Origin of the sequence: Kitasatospora sp. NBC_00374 (assembly GCF_041434935.1) — a bacterium.
Lineage (GTDB): Bacteria > Actinomycetota > Actinomycetes > Streptomycetales > Streptomycetaceae > Kitasatospora.
This window is the reverse complement of the sequence record NZ_CP107964.1, coordinates 4123621-4142576: the sequence shown is the minus strand read 5'-3', so window position 1 is coordinate 4142576 and position 18956 is coordinate 4123621. Positions and strand designations below refer to the sequence as shown.

14 protein-coding genes and 1 pseudogene are annotated in these 18956 nt (G+C 74.0%); 14 read left to right on the top strand and 1 reads right to left on the bottom strand.

Annotated elements, in window-relative coordinates; translation table 11 throughout:
- Window positions 1-39 precede the first annotated feature (39 nt).
- The 6 genes and pseudogenes from OG871_RS18605 to OG871_RS18580 form a co-directional block, all read left to right on the top strand.
- The gene (locus tag OG871_RS18605; RefSeq protein ID WP_371497979.1) at window positions 40-1278 is read left to right on the top strand and encodes a TadA family conjugal transfer-associated ATPase; all 1239 of its coding nucleotides are present in this window, start codon (window positions 40-42) and stop codon (window positions 1276-1278) included.
- Window positions 1279-1651: 373 nt separating this feature from the next.
- Window positions 1652-2437: a type II secretion system F family protein gene (locus OG871_RS18600; protein ID WP_371497977.1), complete on the top strand. Its 786-nt coding sequence runs from the start codon at window positions 1652-1654 to the stop codon at window positions 2435-2437.
- A 227-nt stretch (window positions 2438-2664) separates the two neighbouring features.
- Entirely contained in the window at window positions 2665-3279 is a 615-nt protein-coding gene (locus OG871_RS18595) for a type II secretion system F family protein (RefSeq protein ID WP_371497975.1), read from the top strand.
- 219 nt (window positions 3280-3498) lie between these two features.
- Window positions 3499-3681: a DUF4244 domain-containing protein gene (locus tag OG871_RS18590; RefSeq protein WP_371503353.1), complete on the top strand. Its 183-nt coding sequence runs from the start codon at window positions 3499-3501 to the stop codon at window positions 3679-3681.
- A complete protein-coding gene (locus OG871_RS18585) occupies window positions 3671-4099 on the top strand; it encodes a TadE family type IV pilus minor pilin (protein ID WP_371497973.1) in 429 nt (142 codons plus the stop codon). The genes OG871_RS18590 and OG871_RS18585 overlap by 11 nt, the downstream gene beginning before the upstream one ends.
- Window positions 4087-4503, top strand: a pseudogene (locus OG871_RS18580) (Rv3654c family TadE-like protein); the annotation flags it as partial. The gene OG871_RS18585 and the pseudogene OG871_RS18580, both read left to right, overlap by 13 nt.
- A gap of 146 nt (window positions 4504-4649) precedes the next feature.
- Here OG871_RS18580 and OG871_RS18575 read toward each other — a convergent pair.
- Window positions 4650-7034, bottom strand: coding sequence for a DEAD/DEAH box helicase (locus OG871_RS18575; protein ID WP_371497970.1), 2385 nt, complete (start codon window positions 7032-7034; stop codon window positions 4650-4652).
- A gap of 218 nt (window positions 7035-7252) precedes the next feature.
- Here OG871_RS18575 and bldG point away from each other — a divergent pair, with 218 nt between their 5' ends.
- The 8 genes from bldG to tmk all read left to right on the top strand — a co-directional run bounded on the left by bldG (window position 7253) and on the right by tmk (window position 18882).
- A complete protein-coding gene (gene bldG, locus OG871_RS18570; protein ID WP_109448826.1) occupies window positions 7253-7594 on the top strand; it encodes an anti-sigma factor antagonist BldG in 342 nt (113 codons plus the stop codon).
- 142 nt (window positions 7595-7736) lie between these two features.
- Window positions 7737-8150 (top strand): ATP-binding protein, encoded by a 414-nt coding sequence (locus OG871_RS18565; protein ID WP_371497968.1) that lies wholly within the window; start codon window positions 7737-7739, stop codon window positions 8148-8150.
- A 211-nt stretch (window positions 8151-8361) separates the two neighbouring features.
- A complete protein-coding gene (locus OG871_RS18560) occupies window positions 8362-8730 on the top strand; it encodes a cyclophilin-like fold protein (protein ID WP_371497966.1) in 369 nt (122 codons plus the stop codon).
- A gap of 192 nt (window positions 8731-8922) precedes the next feature.
- Complete coding sequence (locus tag OG871_RS18555) at window positions 8923-9660, top strand: small secreted protein (RefSeq protein WP_371497964.1); 738 nt, start codon at window positions 8923-8925, stop codon at window positions 9658-9660.
- A gap of 84 nt (window positions 9661-9744) precedes the next feature.
- Window positions 9745-11280, top strand: coding sequence for a methyltransferase (locus OG871_RS18550; RefSeq protein ID WP_371497962.1), 1536 nt, complete (start codon window positions 9745-9747; stop codon window positions 11278-11280).
- A gap of 296 nt (window positions 11281-11576) precedes the next feature.
- Entirely contained in the window at window positions 11577-12125 is a 549-nt protein-coding gene (locus tag OG871_RS18545) for a DUF3592 domain-containing protein (protein WP_371497960.1), read from the top strand.
- Window positions 12126-12590: 465 nt separating this feature from the next.
- A complete protein-coding gene (gene topA / locus OG871_RS18540) occupies window positions 12591-15473 on the top strand; it encodes a type I DNA topoisomerase (protein WP_371497958.1) in 2883 nt (960 codons plus the stop codon).
- Between the two features lie 124 nt (window positions 15474-15597).
- Window positions 15598-18882, top strand: a complete 3285-nt coding sequence (tmk, locus tag OG871_RS18535; RefSeq protein WP_371497957.1) for a dTMP kinase — start codon at window positions 15598-15600, stop codon at window positions 18880-18882.
- The last annotated feature ends 74 nt before the right edge of the window (window positions 18883-18956 follow it).

Genomic DNA, 18956 nt, shown 5'->3' with positions numbered 1-18956 from the left:
CGGGATCCGGGGCCGCCCTGGCCCGGCGCAGGCCCGGTCGTGATCGGGCCCGGCGTGCCGCGCGCCGCCCACGGCGGTGACCCCGGGCAGCAGGCGGACCGGGCGGCCGCACTGGTCGATGCCGTGCGGCTCCGACTCGCCGAGACCGGATCCCCGCCGACGGCCGGCTCGGTGGCCGCAGCCCTCCGCTCGGCGCGGCCACCGCTCGGTGGTGGCGATGTCCTCGACGCAGTCCGGGTGTTGCGCGCCGAAATGGTCGGCGCGGGACCACTCGATCCGCTGCTTTCGCAGCCCGAGGTGACGGACGTGCTGGTGAACGCGCCCGACGAGGTGTGGGTCGACCGTGGAGCGGGCCTGGAACGCGCGCCCAACGTCCGCTTCCCGGACGCCGAGTCCGTCCGGCGGCTTGCTCACCGACTCGCCTCGGCGGCCGGCAGACGACTTGACGATGCCCGGCCGTGGGTCGACGCCAGAATGCCGGACGGCACGAGGCTGCACGCCGTGATCCCGCCGATCGCCACCGGCTGCACTCACATCTCGCTCCGTACCAGCCGTCCCCAGCCCTTCAGCCTGGACGAGTTGGTGGATCGGGGCTCGTTGCCGCCGGCCGGTGCGCAACTGCTCACCCACGTCGTACGAGCCAGGCTCTCCATGCTCGTCAGCGGCGGGACCGGTACCGGCAAGACCACGCTGCTCGCAGCCCTCCTCGGGCTGGTCGCCCCCTGTGAGCGGATCGTCCTGGCCGAGGACTCCTCCGAGCTCAGGCCCGATCACCCGCATGTGGTCCGGCTGCAGGGCCGTCCGCCGAACCAGGAGGGGTTGGGCGAGCTCACCCTGCGGGACCTGGTGAGGCAGGCCCTGCGGATGCGTCCCGACCGCGTGGTCGTCGGGGAGGTGCGCGGCGCGGAGGTGGTGGACCTGCTCGCCGCACTGAACACCGGACACGAGGGAGGCTGCGGCACGCTCCACGCGAACTCCGCCGATGACGTTCCGGTCCGGTTGGAGGCGCTCGGCTCGTTGGCCGGCCTGGACCGCCCGTCGCTGCACAGTCAGGTGCGCGCAGCCCTGGACGTCATCGTCCACCTGGTCCGTGACGCGGCGACAGGCCGGCGGCGGGTCTCTGCCCTGCACATCCTCGCCAGCGACGGTCAGGGGCTGGCCAGGACCATCCCCGCAGTGTCCTTCGGGGCCGACGGCAGCTGCCGGTCGGGGCCCGGGTGGGACGGGCTGCGGCAGCGCTGCGAGGCCCGTGGCGTCGAACTGCCGAGGAGGCTGTGATGACGGCTCGCCAGGTCGACCTGGCCTGTGTGCTGTTGCTCTGCTCGGTGGCGGGGGCGGCCTGGTGGTTGCTTCAGTCGGCGGTCAGGAGGAACCGATGACCGGGGTTGGGGTGTCGGGGGTTGGGGTGACCGCGGCTGAACTGCTGCCGGTGCTCGCGGCGCTCGGTGGCGCCGTGGCAGGCCTCTGGCTCGGCCAGCGAGGGTTGCGGCAGAGAGCGCGGACGAATCGCCGCGCGCGTGTCCTGCTGGGCTCGTCGTCGCGTGGCGAAGACGGCCGTTGGATTCGCCGGTGGATCCGGCACAGACGGCTGCGCGGCCGACTGGGGCCGGCCCGGCCGCCCTGGCTGGTCCCGGAGCTGCTTCTGCTGCCGGTGGGCCTGGCCCTCGGGGAGCTCACCGACTCCGTCGTGCCGGTGCTGGGGGCCCTCGCAGGCGTCCGGCCGCTGTACCGGTGGCGTCGCCGCCGAAATACGGTGGCGCAGGCCCGCCGTCGGGCCGCGGCAGTGATCGAGCTCTGCGTGGGGCTGTCCGCAGAACTGCGCAGCGGCGCGACGGCTGAGCAGGCACTGAACGTGGTGATCTCACGGTCAGGGCCGCACCTGTGGCAAACGCTCGGGGCGGAGCCCACGGCGCGGCTCACGGCGGCCCGGTACGGGGCGGACGTTCCCGCCGCCCTGCGACTCGCGGCCGAGCTGCCCGGCGGGCGGGGTGCTGCCGCCGTCGCCGCCTGTTGGCAGGTCACCACCGCGAGCGGGACGAGCCTGGCGGCAGGGCTGGACCAGGTGGCGGACGCGCTCCGCGCAGAGCGCGCGCTGGCTGAGGAGATCGCAGGCGAGCTCGCGGGCCCGCGGACCACGGCCGTGATGCTCGCCGCACTGCCGCTGGTCGGGACGCTGCTCGGGCTCGCGCTCGGCGCGCAGCCCGTACGGATCCTCCTGCACACCCCGGCAGGCCTGGGGTGCCTGCTGGGCGGGGTGCTGCTGGAGGCGGCGGGTCTGTGGTGGACCTCGCGCATCGTGCGGGCTGCGGAGGACCTGCCGGACCTGCCGGAGGTGCCGGAGGTGCGAGGCCGTCGCGCAGGGGAGAAACAGCGGCACCAGGCGCTCGCATGCGGGCTCTCACGCACCCGTGCGGCGGCGTTGGGAGTGGGCACGTGACCGATCTGTCACTGCCGCCCGCACCGTTCGGGCGGCAGAGCTTCCCGGTGGCGCCGGTGCTGCTGGTCGTGCTGGCCGGGGTCGTCGGCGCGGCCGCCGGACTCCGACACACCGTCAGGCACCGGGAGGCCAGAGGCCGCCTGGGGAGATGCCTGCCCTCCCTGGCACGGACACCTCGTTGGTCTTCTGCACGGTCCCGCTGGGCAGGGGCAGCGCGGCTCCAGCGGATGCCCCCGCCCGACCGGCTGGTGCCCCTGGTCGCCGCGCTCGTCGCGCCGGTGGTGTTCGGGCTCTCGGTCGGCGTCCCGGTCGGCGTGATGACGGGTGTCGCGCTCTGGCGGTGGATGCCCAGGGCGCGGTCGCCGGCCGCGCGTCGGGCCGCGCGCGAGCAGGACAGGCTGGTCCGGCAACTCCCGTTGACAGCAGATCTCCTGGCGGCCTGCCTGGGATCCTGCCCCGCGCCGGACCAGGCCGTCGCAGCGGTGGCCCGAAGCGTGGACGCGCCCATGAGCTCGCGGCTGGAAGCCGTGGTGGCCCAGCTCTCCCTGGGCGCTTCCCCGGAGGCCGGCTGGGGGCAGCTCGCAGTCGACTGTCCGCCACTCGCCCCGCTGGCCCGATGCCTCGTCCGAACCAGCCTCAGCGGCGCCCCGCCGGTCGAGGCTCTCAGCGGCCTTGCGCACGCCCATCGGGCGGCGGCGAGCCGCGCGGCTCACACCAGGGCGCGCCGGGCCGGTGTGCTGGCGACCGCACCGCTGGGCGCCTGCTTCCTGCCGGCCTTCGTCCTCATCGGCGTCGTACCCGTGGTGATCGGGCTGACTGCGCACTTCACCCAGCGGCTGTGACCGACGGTCCGCGCGGCCTCCGGGTCCCCGACTGCAGCTGCGATGCCCGGCGAGCTGCTGCTCTTCCCCTCCCCGTGCGGCCCTCCACGCACGCACCTCCTCCACCCAGCGCCCTCCACCCTGCCCGCACCTCGCCTGTGAAGGAGTCCACTCGTGACCTCGACCCAGAACAACCGCCTGCACCCCGTCCGTCACCTTCTTGGCCATCGTGCCGCCTGGCTGCGTGCCAGGGTGCGAAGGCTGCGAGGTGGCGGCCGGGATGCGGGCATGACCACGGCCGAGTACGCCATCGGGACGGTCGCTGCCTGTGCCTTCGCGGCGATCCTCTACCGGGTGGTGACCAGCGGGACTGTCACCGATGCCCTGTCGGGAGTGCTGGACCGGGCGCTCCATGCGGTGTGACCGGAGCACGTGGAAGCACCGGATCCGCAAGCGTGCGGCCAAGGGCGACGCCGGGTTCGTGACGGCCGAGACCGCGGTGGCCCTGCCGGCCCTGGTACTACTCACCGCGATGCTCCTCTGGGGCGTGGTGGCCGCGGCCGGCCAGATCCGCTGTGTGGACGCCGCCCGGGTGGCTGCCCGGGCGGCGGCCCGAGGGGATCCCGATGCGGCAGCGCTCGCCCGCGCCGCGGCGCCTGCCGGCGCCTCCGTCGAGCTCGTCCAGGACAGCCGGACGGTCAGCGTGACGGTAGAGGCACCGTGCCCGGGGCCCGGGAGTCTCGGCGCGGCGCTCTCCGTCCGGCTGCGGGCGACGGCGGTGGCGGCCCGCGAGGACGTGCTCGGCACATCGGACGAGGGAGGTGGCCTGTGGCCGTCCTGAGATCATGGACACCTCGGGCCCTCCCCGACGTCCGCCGCCTGCGGGAAACGCCGGGGGACCGTGGCTCGGCCTCGGTCTGGCTGGTCGGACTGGCCATGCTCGGCTGTGTGGTCTTCGCCGTCAGCCTGGAGGTCGGGGCCGTCGTGGCCGCGCGCCACCGCGCCGAGTCGGCGGCCGACCTGGCGGCACTCGCCGCGGCGGACCGGCTGTTGATCGACCCTGACGGCGGCTGTGCGAGGGCTGCGGAGATCGCCGTACTGCACAGGGCCGAGCTGGTGTCCTGCTCGCCGTCGGTCGGCGGGACCGACGGGACCGACGGGGCCGACGAGGACAGCGTGGACGTGACGGTCCAAGTCGCGGTGCGGGGGCTGTCCGTGCCGATCGGGCCCGCCAGGGCACGCGCCCGCGCCGGACCGGTGTGGACGCCGACTGCGGAGGCGAACGAGCCGGCGGAGGAGACCGGGACGGCCCCGGTGGCTGCACAGGCCCGGCCGGCGGCCGGTCGCCGGAGCCGTCCGCCGCGCACCGTGCGGCGAGGGGTGGATGTGGATCAGTCGCCCGGCCGACCCACACCCGGCGGAAGGGTGTCCGATCGGTCACCGCGCTCCGCGGCGGGCGGACGCGGAGCCCCGGCCAGCAGGATCCCGAGCAGCCTCACGGCTGCGGCCTTGTCCAACGGGTCGTTGCCGTTGCCGCACTTCGGTGACTGCACGCAGGACGGGCAGCCGCGCTCGCACTCGCAGGCGGAGATGGCGTCCCGGGTCGCGGTCAGCCACTCCACGGCGCGCCGGAACCCGCGCTCGGCGAAGCCGGCTCCGCCGGAGTGGCCGTCGTACACGAAGACCGTCGGCAGGCCGGTGTCGGGGTGGAGCGGTACCGACACCCCACCGATGTCCCACCGGTCGCAGGTGGCGAAGAGCGGAAGCAGGCCGATCGAGGCGTGCTCGGCCGCGTGGGCAGCGCCGGGCAGCTGGTCGATCGGGATGTCGGCGTCCAGCAGCTGGTCCTCGGTGACCGACCACCAGACCGCCCGGGTGCGCAGTGTCCGGGGCGGGAGGTCGAGCTTGCTCTCGCCCAGGATCTCCCCGGTGGCGATCCGCTTGCGCAGGTACCCGACCACTTGGTTGACCACCTCCACCGACCCGAAACTGAGCCGGGCCTCCCCCCAGGGCTCGGTGGTGTCGGTGGACAGGACGGAGATGGAGGTGATGTCGCGGGCCGCCGTGGTGTAGGGCGGGTCGGCCTGCTCGACCAGGGCGACGGAGGTCTCCAGGTCCAGGTCGCGGACGAGGTAGGTGCGGCCCTGGTGCAGGTGGACGGCGCCGGTGTGGACGGTGGTGTGTGCGGCTGCGGCGTCCACGGTGCCGAGCAGCCGGCCGGTCGGTGCCTCCACGATCTGCACCGGGCTGCCCCCACTGCCCCGCAGGTCCACCCGGTCGACGGCGCGCTCGCGGCGGGTCCAGTACCAGGAGCCGTCGCCGCGCCGCCGCAGCAGCCCGCGCTGTTCCAGCACGGGCAGCAACGGTCCGGTGGACGGCCCGAACAACGCGAGGTCCGGTTCGGTCAGCGGGAGCTCGGCGGCGGCGGCGCACAGGTGCGGGGCCAGGACGTGTGGGTTGTCCGGGTCCAGCACGGTGGCCTCGACCGGGGTCGCGAAGAGTGCCTCCGGATGGTGCACCAGGTACGTGTCCAGCGGGTCGTCTCGGGCGATCAGCACGGCCAGCGCGCCCTGTGCCTCGCGACCCGCCCGTCCGGCCTGCTGCCACAACGAGGCCCGGGTACCCGGGTAGCCCGCCATCAGGACGGCGTCCAGGCCCGACACGTCCACACCGAGTTCCAGCGCGGAGGTGGACGCCAGCCCGAGCAGCCGACCGGACTGCAGGTCGCGCTCGATGGCCCTGCGCTCCTCGGCGAGGTAGCCGCCCCGGTAGGCGGCGACCCGACCGGCCAGAGGGCTGCCGAGCTGGTCCTGGGCCTGCAGGGCGACCAGCTCCGCGCCCCGTCGGGAACGCACGAAGACGACCGTCCGCGTGCCGCTCTCGACCAGCTCGGTCAGCAGGTACCCGGCCTCCGCGGTGGCGGTGCGGCGGACCGGGGCGCCGTGCTCGCCGACGTTCTCCGTCAGCGGTGGCTCCCAGAGGCCGAAGACCAGCGGCCCGCGGGGAGAGGCGTCGTCGGTCACGGCGACCGCGGGCAGCCCGGTCAGCCGCTGCGCCGTGGCGGCGGGTTCGGCGGTGGTGGCCGAGGCGAGCAGGAAGGTCGGGGTGGAGCCGTAGCGGGCGCACAGGCGCCGCAGCCGCCGGAGCACCTGGGCGACATGGGAGCCGAAGACACCGCGATAGCTGTGGCACTCGTCGATGACCACGTACGAGAGCGCCTTGAGGAAGGAGGCCCAGCGGGGATGGGCAGGCAGGATGCTCCGGTGCAGCATGTCCGGATTGGTCAGCACGTACGAGGCGTACTGGCGGACCCACTCGCGTTCCTCTCCCGGAGTGTCGCCGTCGTAGAGCGCGACCCGCACCCGGCCGGGCACCAGTTCGGCGGCCCGCCGTCGCTGGTCGGCGGCCAGGGCCTTGGTCGGGGCCAGGTAGAGCGCCGTTGCGCCGCGGCCGTTGGGGGCCTCGGTGCCGTCCAGCAAATCGCTGAGCACGGGCGCCAGATAACCGAGCGACTTGCCCGAGGCGGTGCCGGTGGCGATCACCACCGTCTGTCCCGATGCGGCCAGTCGCATCGCCTCTGCCTGGTGGGCCCACGGCTCGGTCACCCCGAGTGCCGCGGCAGCCTCCACCACCTCGGTTCGGATTCCCTCAGGCCAGGGTGCGTAACGGGCGGCGCGGGCGGGCAGATGCTCCGTATGGGTGAGGCGGTCCGACCGGCCCCGGTCGGTGGACAGGGTCGCGAGCAGAGCCTCGGGCTGGTGTTGACGGGGCGGCATGAGGACCCAGTGTGTCACCGGCGTGACGGAGAATCGCCCCAAGCCATCGTGCGGGCATGGTCACAGGTGGTTGAATGAGGCCGTGACGGCCGCATGGCCGAGGGTCGCAGTGCCGAGGCCGAGCCACGGCTTGCTACGCCCCTGGCCTGCGACCACGCGGTGGCGGCCACCTGGCCGAAGATCGCAATGACGTAGCAAGGCAAGGTGCTGGAGGTTCCGTGGACCTGTCCCTGTCGACCCGTACAGTCGGCGATCGCACGGTCGTCGAGGTTGGCGGCGAGATCGATGTGTACACCGCCCCGAAGCTGCGTGAGCAGCTGGTCGAGCTCGTCAACGACGGCAGTTACCACTTGGTCGTCGACATGGAGGGCGTTGACTTCCTGGACTCGACCGGTCTCGGCGTGCTGGTCGGTGGCCTCAAGCGGGTCCGGGCGCATGAGGGCTCGCTCCGCCTGGTGTGCAACCAGGAGCGCATCCTGAAGATCTTCCGGATCACCGGTCTCACCAAGGTGTTCCCGATCCACACCTCGGTGGACGAGGCTGTCTCGGCGACCGACTGATCGACCGACTGATCGCTTCTCGTGTGTCGGCGGGGACGCTGTCCGCGTTCCCGCCGGCCCGGGAGGCCGACACTGCCCGTGTGGTGGTCGAGAGCCGGCGTGCTCCGGCCCAGTCACGGGGAGTAACCCCGGAGGGGGATAGATGGCAACCGTCGAACTTCGATTCAGCGCGCTCCCCGAGCACGTGCGCACGGCCCGCCTGGTGGCGGCTGCCGTGGCGAGACGCGTCGGGGTCGACGAGTCGGTTCTGGACGAGGTCCGCCTCGCGGTGGGTGAGGCCTGCTCGCGTGCGGTCGGTCTGCACCAGCGCGGTGGCGTCGAGGGGACGGTCCGGGTCGCGTTGACCGAGCTGGAGAAGCGTTTCCTCATCGAGGTCGAGGACGAGGCCGGCCCGATCGGTCCGACATCCGACGGCGCGCAGCCGGAAGCCGGTGAGGACGATCTCGGCCTCGCAGTGATCACCGGGCTCGTCGAGGACGTCGAGGTGGGGAACGGCGCCGAGGGCGGCCTGATTCGGATGAGTTGGCCGATCGCCAACGTCTCGGTCGAGGCCTGAGGCCTGAGGCCAGAGGCCAGAGGCCAGAGTCCTGAGGGCTGAGTCCTTGGAGCCGGGGCCGGTCCGCTCCGGGCGGCCCGACCCCCGGGCGCACTCCCGCATACCGGCCTGACCGGCTTCCCCGACATGGATTGACAAATTGTTGAAGCAGGGGTTCCCTGCTCTCCGGTGCGATCGGTGAGGTTTCACCACGTACGGGAGAGAGACCCCCATGCGGATACGCATTCTCTGGCCTGCCGGGCAGGCCACCGCGCTGATGCGCGCGACCCCCACCTCGGAGGCCCTCTGGGCCGCCCTGCCGATGAGTTCCTCGGCGAACACCTGGGGTGAGGAGGTCTACTTCGGCACCCCCGTCAGCGTCACCACGGAGGCTGACGCCCAGCAGGTCGTCGAGCCGGGCACGGTGGCGTTCTGGACCGACGGGGACAGTCTGGCGCTCCCGTACGGGCCCACGCCGATCTCGCGCGGCGGCGAGTGCCGGCTGGCCGGCCCGTGCAACGTCCTCGGGGAGCTGGAGGGCGATGCCCAGATCCTGCGGACCGTGCGCAACGGTGACCCGATCCGGGTCGAGCGGGCCTGAGCTGCGGCTTTGGCCTGCCCGACCTGCTCCTGCCGCTGATCCCTGCCATGGTCCCCGGACCGGTCCCGGCCTCGGTCCCCGACCCGGCCCAGTCCCCGCGCCTGCCGCTGCCCGGGACCGGCCGGTGCGGTGGGGGCGGGCGGGCGTGTAGGTTCGCAGGTCGATGACCCGGACCGCCGAAAGGGCCCACTGGTGAACAAGCGACTGCTGGCCGCGTCCGCACTCGGGGTGGTTCTCGCGCTCGGCGCGGCCGCGTGCAGCGATGACAACACCGCCCAGCTGGGCACATGGGCCAAGGGCGTGTGTGATGCGGCCCAGGCGCCGATCGCGCAGTCCCGGACCGCCCTCGCGGACACCGCCGTGGTGCAGCCCGAGGAGGCACCGGCCGATCTCCAGAAGCGGCTCTCCGCGGACCTGGCCGCACTCGGGAAGACCAACCAGGAGCTGGCGGACGCCATCGACAAGGCCGGCGCGCCGAAGGTCGACGACGGCGCGACGGTCCAGCAGAACGCGGTCGGTGAGCTGAAGCAGGCCGCCCAGGGCTACCAGGACGCACAGAAGAAGCTCGACGGGCTGTCCAACGCCGACCGGGCGAAGTTCGCGGACGGTCTGCGCAGCGTCGGGGACCAGGTGCAGCGGCTCTCCCGGCTCTCCACCCAGGCGATGAACCGCCTGCAGAGCGGCGAGCTGGGCGACGCGCTCAAGAAGCAGCCGGGGTGCAAGGCCGCGACCCCCGACGCCGCCCCCGGCACCGGGACGACGGGTACCGGCGCGCCAGGGGCCTCTTCGGCGCCCGCCGGTTCCGGCTCGCCCGCACCGCAGGGCACTGACTCCGCGCCCGCTCCCGCCGGGTCGTCCAACGCCACCCCGGCCTCCTCCGCGCCCGCATCGTCGGCGGCCCCCGCCTCCCCGACCGCGTCCGCGAGCTGAGGCGACTGCGCGTCCGCGAGTCGAGCCGCCCGCGCCGGACGGTCGCGGGGCGGCCCGCCGACGGTGGCGGGGGACAATGGCGGGGTGACCAGTAGCCCCGCTCTTGACCCCGCCCGCCTCGCCGAACTCCGCGAGGCGCTGCTCGCCGCTTCCTTCACCGCCGACGGCTGCCTGGACCTGCTCGGGCCCACCGGCTACGCGGCACTGGCCCGCAGCGAGGCGGTGCCCGCCCTCCGGGCGACCCGTGGCGGCACGCCGCTGGAGACGCTGGTGCGCCTGTTCCTGCTGCAGCAGCCCGTGCCGTACGCCGCCGGCGCCGCGGCGCTTCCGGTGGAGCACTGCCTGGCCGACGGCTGGCTGCGGCGGGACGGCGACGAGCTGCGGGCCACCGTCGACGTGCGCCCCTACGCCAACGAGGTGGCCGGGCTGGACAGCGCGGACGCCTGGGTGGTGTCCGACCTGGGCTGCGCCGTCGGCGGCGCCGGCGGGATCGGCTCCGGGGAGACGGCCGCCGGGGTGGTGCGCAAGGAGTTGGTGCTCGGCGTGGGCGGAGCCTCCACCACGCTGGCCAATCTGACCGTCCGTCGGCCGGTCGGGTCGGCGCTGGACCTCGGTTCCGGCTCCGGTGTGCAGGCGCTGCACGCGGCTCGCCACGCCCAGCGGGTCACTGCCACCGACCTCAACCCGCGTGCCCTGCACTTCACCCGGCTGACCCTGGCGCTCTCCGGTTTCGCGGACGTCGAGGTCGTCGAGGGCAGCCTGTTCGAGCCGGTGGCCGGGCGGAAGTTCGACCTGATCGTCTCCAACCCGCCGTTCGTGATCTCGCCCGGGAGCCGGTTCGTCTACCGCGACGGCGGCATGGCCGGGGACGAGCTCTGCCGCACCCTGGTCCGCAACGCCGTGACCCACCTGGAGCCAGGCGGCTACTGCCACCTGCTGGCGAACTGGCAGCACGTCAAGGGCGAGGACTGGCACGACCGGCTGGCCGGCTGGGTGGCCGGGACGGGGCTGGACGCCTGGGTGGTGCAGCGTCAGGTTCAGGACATCGCCGAGTACGCGGAGCTCTGGCTGCGCGACGGCGGGGACCACCGCGGACCCGGCTCCGACTACCAGGACCGCTACGCCCAGTGGCTGGACGCGTTCGAGGCGGCCGAGGTCGAGGGTATCGGTTTCGGCTGGATCACCCTGCGGGCCGGTGGGGCCGCCGATCCGGCCGTACGGATCGAGGAGTGGCCGCACCCGGTCGAGCAGCCGCTCGGCCCGCACATCGACCGCTGGTTCGCCCGGCAGGACTTCCTGCGGACGCACGACGACGCCGCGCTGCTGGCGGCCAAGTACGTGCTGGCCGACGAGGTGGTCCAGGAGCAGGTGGGCGCACCGGGGGCGGACGACCCCGAGCATGTGATCCTCCGTCACAACCGGGGCATGCGCAGGGCGACCAAGGTGGACACGGTCGGCGCCGGGTTCGTGGGCGTCTGCGACGGGACCCTGGCGGCCGGCGAGATCATCGATGCGATCGCGCAACTGCTCGGCGAGGAGCGGGTGGTGCTGCGGGACCGGGTGCCGGAGTCGCTGCGGATGCTGACCGAGCAGGGCTTCATCGAGCCGGTCACCGGCTGACCGCGGGCTGACCACCGGCCGGCGACCGGCTACCACCGGCTGACCGGCGGGCTGACCGCCGGTCGGGCCCGCTCGGCGGGCTCGGCCCGGCTCGGCGCGGCCGCCCGGCCGGTGTGCCCGCAGGGCCGGGTGCACGCTCCGACCCCAGGGCCGGGTGCACGCACCGGCCCCGGGCCGGGTGTTCACCTTCCGGTGGCCTCGGCGTTCCCCAGCGTATGTCGAACGTCAGTCCGGGGTTGTCCGTGGCCTGCGACTGTCGGTCCACAGGCTTGTGGGCGACGGGCGAGGGGGCAGGGGTGGAGGTTCCGACGGCATGGGCGGCGGGGGTCGTGCTCACCCTGTTCGGCAGCGCACTCCTGCTCTGGTGCGCCGTGGAACTGCGCCTTCGCCACCGCCTCCGTAGGCACGGTGTCCGGGTCACCGCACGGGTCGTGGCGGATGGCGACCGCCACGGCGTCCCGCACCTGGAACCCTACGGCGACGCCTTCGGCGAGCTGGACAGTGCACCGCTGCTGTCGTACTCGGTGACGGGCCGGCCCGACGGCGTGCCGCTGCGGGCCGTCCCCGACACCGAGCGGCCCGCCGGTGCCGTCCTGCCCGGTGCCGCGCCGCCTGCCGGAACCGTCCTGGCCCGGCCCCGCGGGCACACCCCGCTGCGCCGCCCGGCGCGGCTGCGGCCCGGGACGAACGTCCAGATCGCCTACGACGCGCGGCGGCCCGACCGGGTGGTGCTGGCCGGTGCGGACGCGGCTCCCGCCCTGCTCAGCGACCTGTTCTGGGCGCTGCTCGGCACCAGCGCCCTGGCCGGCGGGCTCAGCCTGCTCGGAGCCGCGGTCCTCCGCTGACCCGGCCCCGGCCCCGGCCCCGCTCGCCCGCCCCGCCGGTGACCCGTGCCGGGCTTTCCGGGCAGGCCTTCCGCCGCGCCCGACCCGTGGAGCGCAGCGCCCCACCGACCGGGCGCCGGGCTGAGCGCCCGTCAGCCATCGGTGTGCCGAATCCGGCCGCCGAGGCACTTCCAGCGGCCTGCTCGGAGGATGAAAGCCCCATCTGCGCAGCGCAAAGGCTCGGCATCGGGTTACCGTTCGAGTGGCGTCGGTCGGCCTAGCAAGTGAAAAAGCTGGATCCGTCCGTTTGACAAGGGTGGCCAGGGTACGGTCACACTCCGCTGGTGGGGCCGTCGCACAGCGACTGCCTCCGGGCGATGTGCCCCTCCTGTCCTCTGGCGGGAAAGGAGGGAGGGTCGGGCGAAATCCCTCCCTCGTGTCGGCCGCGCCGCCAGCAGAGATAACGACCGGGAGAGAAGAGCGAAGGTGTCCCCGAGCAGCGAGACCGCGCACGGCAAGCGACTCGTCATCGTCGAGTCGCCGGCCAAGGCGAAGACGATCAAGGGCTACCTTGGCCCCGGCTACATCGTCGAGGCCAGCGTCGGGCACATCCGCGACCTGCCCGGCACGGCTGCCGAGGTCCCGGACAAGTACACCGGCGAGGTGCGCCGCCTGGGGGTCGACGTCGACCACGACTTCGCACCCATCTATGTGGTGAACGCGGACAAGAAGTCCCAGGTCACCAAGTTGAAGTCGCTGCTCGCCGAGTCCGACGAGCTCTTCCTCGCCACCGATGAGGACCGCGAGGGCGAGGCGATCGCCTGGCACCTGCGGGAGGTGCTCAAGCCCAAGGTGCCGGTGCACCGGATGGTCTTCCACGAGATCACCAAGGACGCGATCCAGGAGGCCGTGCGCAACCCGCGCGAGCTGAACCAGCGCCTGGTCGACGCCCAGGAGACCCGCCGCATCCTCGACCGCCTCTACGGCTACGAGGTCTCGCCGGTGCTGTGGAAGAAGGTCATGCCGAAGCTCTCGGCCGGCCGGGTGCAGTCCGTCGCGACCCGCCTGGTGGTCGAGCGCGAGCGGGAGCGGATGGCGTTCCGGTCCGCCTCGTACTGGGACCTGGTCGGCACCTTCGGCACCGGCCGGACCGCCGTGGACGCGGCCAACCCCGAGACGTTCGGCGCCCGGCTGGTCTCCGTCGACGGCAAGCGGGTCGCCACCGGCCGGGACTTCGGCCAGGACGGCCGGCTCAAGACCGCGAACACCATGCACCTGGACGAGCAGGCCGCCCGCGGGCTGGCCGCCGCCCTGGAGCAGACGGCCTTCGCCGTCCGCAGCGTCGAGTCCAAGCCGTACCGCCGCTCGCCGTACGCGCCGTTCCGCACCACCACGCTCCAGCAGGAGGCCAGCCGCAAGCTGGGCTTCGGCGCCAAGCGGACCATGCAGGTGGCCCAGAAGCTGTACGAGAACGGCTTCATCACCTATATGCGTACCGACTCCACCACGCTCTCCGAGACGGCCGTCGCCGCCGCCCGCGCCCAGGTCACCCAGCTCTACGGGGCCGACTACCTGCCGGACGCGCCGCGCACCTACGCCAGCAAGGTGAAGAACGCCCAGGAGGCGCACGAGGCGATCCGCCCCTCCGGCGACCGCTTCCGCACCCCGGCCGAGACCGGCCTGGGCGGCGACGACTTCCGGCTGTACGAGCTGATCTGGATGCGTACCGTCGCCTCCCAGATGAAGGACGCCGTCGGTCAGTCGGTCACCGTCAAGGTGGGCGGCCGGGCCTCGGACGGCCGGGACGCCGAGTTCTCCGCCTCCGGCAAGATCATCACCTTCCACGGCTTCCTGAAGGCCTACGTCGAGGGCGCCGACGACCCGAACGCCGAGCTGGACGACCGCGAGCGCAGGCTGCCCCAGGTCACCGAGGGCGACCCGCTGGCCGCCGACCGGCTCAACCCGGAGGGCCACGCGACCAAGCCGCCGGCTCGCTACACCGAGGCCTCGCTGGTCAAGGAGCTGGAAGACCGCGAGATCGGCCGCCCGTCGACGTACGCGTCGATCATCGACACGATCATCAACCGCAAGTACGTCTTCAAGAAGGGCACGGCGCTCGTCCCCTCCTTCCTCTCGTTCGCCGTGGTGAACCTGCTGGAGAAGCACTTCGGCCGGCTGGTCGACTACGACTTCACCGCCCGGATGGAGGACGACCTCGACCGGATCGCCGCGGGCGAGGCCCAGTCCGTCCCGTGGCTGAAGCGCTTCTACTTCGGTGAGGGCGAGGGGCTGCCGGCCGGCGGCGCCGCCGACGCCGGCAACGGCGACGGCGACCACCTCGGCGGACTGAAGGAGCTCGTCACCGACCTCGGCGCGATCGACGCCCGGGAGATCAGCTCGTTCCCGCTGAGCGACGAGATCACCCTGCGGGTGGGCCGCTACGGCCCGTACGTCGAGAAGGCCTCCCAGGTGGAGGGCGAGCCCGGCCAGCGCGCCGACATCCCGGACGAGATGCCGCCGGACGAGCTCACCGTCGAGCTTGCCGAGGAACTGCTGGCCAAGCCCAGCGGTGACTTCGAGCTGGGGGCCGACCCGGTCAGCGGCAACATGCTGGTCGCCAAGGACGGCCGCTACGGCCCGTACGTGACCGAGATCCTGCCCGAGGGCACCCCGAAGACCGGAAAGAACGCGGTCAAGCCGCGGACCGCCTCGCTCTTCAAGACGATGACGCTGGACACCGTCACCCTCGACGACGCGCTGAAGCTGCTCTCGCTGCCGCGCGTGGTCGGCGTCGACGCCGAGGGCCAGGAGATCACCGCGCAGAACGGCCGCTACGGCCCGTACCTCAAGCGCGGCACCGACTCCCGCTCGCTGACCAGCGAGGACCAGCTGTTCACCGTCAGCCTCGACGAGGCGCTGGCGGTCTACGCCCAGCCCAAGGCGCGCGGCCGGGCCGCCGCCGCGCCGCCGCTCAAGGAGCTCGGCAACGACCCGGTCAGCGAGCGGCCGGTGGTCGTCAAGGACGGTCGGTTCGGCCCGTACGTGACGGACGGCGAGACCAACGCGACGCTCCGCAAGGACGACGACGTGGAGACCATCACGCCGGAGCGCGGTTACGAGCTGCTGGCCGAGAAGCGGGCCCGCGGGCCGGTGAAGAAGGTCGCCAAGAAGGCCCCCGCGAAGAAGGCGGCGGCCACCAAGACGGCGGCGAAGAAGACCACCGCGAAGAAGACCGCCGCGAAGAAGACGACCACCGCCAAGACCGCGACGGCCAAGACCGCCACGGCGAAGAAGGCGGCCGCCAAGAAGACCGCCACGGCGGCGACGACCGCCGCCGGCCAGGCCCCCTCGGAGTCCGAGGAGAGCTGATCCTGTTCGAATCGCGGGCCCGCACCGTCGGTGCGGGCCCGCGGTGCGTCACAACCCTGTCATGAGGCCGCCTCACAGGGCCCGCACCCCTACTGGCGCCTGCCCTGACCGCTACCCTGACGGTATGACGAGCGAGGAGCAGCCCACCAACCGCACTGGCGTGCACGCCCTGCCACCCGTGGCCCCGGCCGGCACACCCGGCGAGCGGGCCCGGGCCCTGTTGCGGCTGCGCCCGTACCGCCGGCTGTGGACGGCCCAGCTGGTCGGGGGGACGGCCGACCGGCTCGGCCTGCTGGTGCTGGCGCCCCTGACGGTGGTCGCCGCCGTGCTGGGCGGCCAGTTCGGGTCCGGGTCCGGGTACCGCCAGTTCGCGCTCGCGCTGGCCGCCGTGTTCGGGGCCAGGCTGCTCGCCACCCTGCTGTTCGGCGCGGCGCTGCTGGGCCCGGTGCACAAGCTGGTCGCCCGGATGGACGGCCGCTGGACCCTGTTCGGCGCCGACGCGCTGCGAGCCGTGCTGATCGGCATCGCCCCCTGGTGGGTCACCTGGACGGCCGACTCGGCGGTCTGGGCGCTGCTCGCCACCGTCTTCGTGACCGGAGCGGCCGAACGGGTCTGGACGATCGGCAAGGCCGCGGCCGTCCCCGGCCTGCTGCCCGCCGCCGACCCGTACGCCCCGGCCGCCGAGCGGCGCCCCTCGGACGCCAGCCTGGACGCGGTGCGGACCCTGGACGCCCGGACCGGCTGGGCCACCATCCCGCTCGCCGCGACCGCGCTGGTCGCGTTCACCCTGCTCAACAACGTCTTCGCCGCGGTCGCCTCCGACTGGCTGCGGCTCAACCAGGTGACCTCGGCGGCCGTCGGCGCCGCGCTGCTGTTCGCCGGCTCCGCCGTGCTGATCTACCTCCAGCAGCTGCCGTCCGCCGGCCCGGTCGCCCCGCGGTCCCCGCTGCAGGGCCTGCGCGCGCCCGTCGACGCCGCCCCCGGCGGCTCGGCGCTGCGCAAGGGCCGCACCGGATCCGCCCCCTACTTCACCTTCGCGGTCGCCGCCGCCTACGCCACCATGGCCGGTGTCAGCGCGCTCGGTCTGCTCACCGCCCTCGACCACCGGGCCGGCCCGATCGGGTACGGCCTGCTGGTCCTCGCCGCCGCCGGGGCTCCGGCCCTCGGCATCCGGCTGACCCGGGCCACCCTGCCGGCGCTCTCCCGCCGGCGGCTGCTCGCGCTGGCGCTGCTGGTCGAGGGCGTCACGCTGATCCTGGCCGGGCTGGTGCTGGACTTCGTCCTGGTGCTGCTGCTCACCGTGCTGGCCGGGCTGGCGGCCGGGGTGGTCGTCGCCACCGGCCGTACGCTGCTCGCGCAGGAGATCGAGGAGTCGCGGCTGCCCAAGGTCACCGAGCACCTGTACGCGGTGCTGCGGGCCGTGGTGGCCGCCGCGCTGGTCGGACTGCCGCTGATCGCCGCCGTCTACGGCGAGGTCCAGTACGGCGAGGTCCGGCCGGGCGGTTTCACCTTCATCCACGGGGGCGCCGCGCTGGCGGTCTCCACCGCCGGCCTGCTCACCCTGGTGCTGGCCGCCGTGGTGCTGCTCAAGACCGACGACCGGCGCGGGAGCGTGCCGCTCGGCCGCGAGCTGGTGCAGGCGCTGCGCGGCTCCAGCACGATCGCCCCGCACCGCACCACCGGTACCGGCTTCTTCATCGCCCTGGAGGGCGGCGACGGCGCCGGCAAGTCCACCCAGTCGCAGGCCCTGGCGGAGTGGATCCGCAGCAAGGGCCACGAGGTGGTGCTGACCCGCGAACCCGGCGGGAGCCCGATCGGACAGCGGCTGCGCGCGCTCGTGCTGGACGTCGGCAACACCGGACTCTCGCACCGTGCCGAGGCGCTGATCTACGCCGCCGACCGGGCCGAGCACGTCGAGAACGTGATCCGCCCGGCGCTCGCCCGCGGCGCCGTGGTGATCACCGACCGGTACATGGACTCCTCGATCGCCTACCAGGGGGCCGGCCGCGACCTGGCCGCCACCGAGGTCGCCCGGATCTCGCGCTGGGCGACCGGCGGACTCGTCCCCGACCTCACCGTGGTGCTGGACGTCGACCCCGGGGCTGCCCGCGAGCGCTTCACCGAGGCGCTGGACCGGCTGGAGTCCGAGCCCACCGAGTTCCACCAGCGGGTCCGGGCCGGCTTCCTCGCGCTGGCCGCGGCCGACCCGTCCCGCTACCTGGTCGTCGACGGCAGCCAGCAGCCCGCCCTGGTGACCACCGCGATCCGCCACCGGCTCGACCGGGAGCTGCCGCTCTCCGACCAGGAGCGCGCCGCCAAGGCCGAGCAGGATCGCCTCGCCCGTGAGGACGCCGCCCGGCGCGCCGCCGAGGAGGCCCGCCAGCAGGCCGAGCTGGCCGAGGCCGAGCGCAAGCGGCAGGAGCTGCTGGAGCAGCTGCGCGCGGAGCAGGCCGAGAAGGACCGGCTCGCCAAGCTGGAGGCCGAGCGGATCGCCGCCGAGGCCGCCCGCAAGGCCGCCGAGGAGGCCCGGCTCAAGGAGGCGGAGGAGGCCCGGCTGCGGGCCGAGGTGGAGGCCGCGCGTCAGGCTGCCGAGGCGGCCAGGCTGGCGGTCGAGGCCGAGGAGCGCAAGCGCCGGGAGGCGGAGGCCGCGGCCCAGGCCGAGATCCAGCGGCAGCGCGAGCTGCAGCGGGCCGAGCAGCGTCGACGGGCGGAGGAGGCCCTGCAGCGCGCGGAGGAGGCCCGGCTGAAGGCCGAGGCCGACGCTGCCGCAGCGGCGGCCGCCACGGCTGCCGCGGCAGCGGTGACGGCGGGTGCCGACGCGGCCGGGTCCGCCCGGCCGGAGGCCGTGACGGCCGAGCTGCCGCAGGTGTCGACCGAGCCCGCGGGCGAGGCCGAGATCACCCAGGAGATCACGGAGGAGGCGCGCCGGGCGGCGATCCGGGCGGCCGCCGAGGCCGCCCGCAGGTCCGCCCCGGCGGCGGCCGAGACCGCGGTGCTGCCGAAGGTGCCCGCCGCCGACGCCACCGCGGTCCTGCGGAAGGTGCCCGCCGCGGACGCCACCGCCGTGCTGCCGAAGGTGCCCGCAGCCGACGAGACGGCCGTGCTGCCGCCGGTGCCCCCGACCGCCGCGGCCGGTGCCGGTCCGGCGCCGGACCGGGTGCCCCCGGGCCTGTGGCGGGACGAGCCCGCGCAGCCGCCCGCGGAGGAGCCCGAGTCCACCCGGGAGCTGCCGGCCGTCGAGTCGCGCCCGCGCCCGGACTGGGCGGAGGAGACGCCGATGGACGACCTGCCGAGCCTCACCGACACCCTCCTCGGCTCCCGCGACGAGTGGGCGCATTGGGAGCCCGAGGACCAGCAGACCGAGCCCGAGGCGCCGCGCGGCATCTTCCGCAAGCGCCGCAAGGACTAGGCGGTCCGGCAGTGAGAGGTCCGGCCCCGGCGCACCCGCGCCGGGGCCGGACCCGTCCCCGCCGGCGCCCGGTG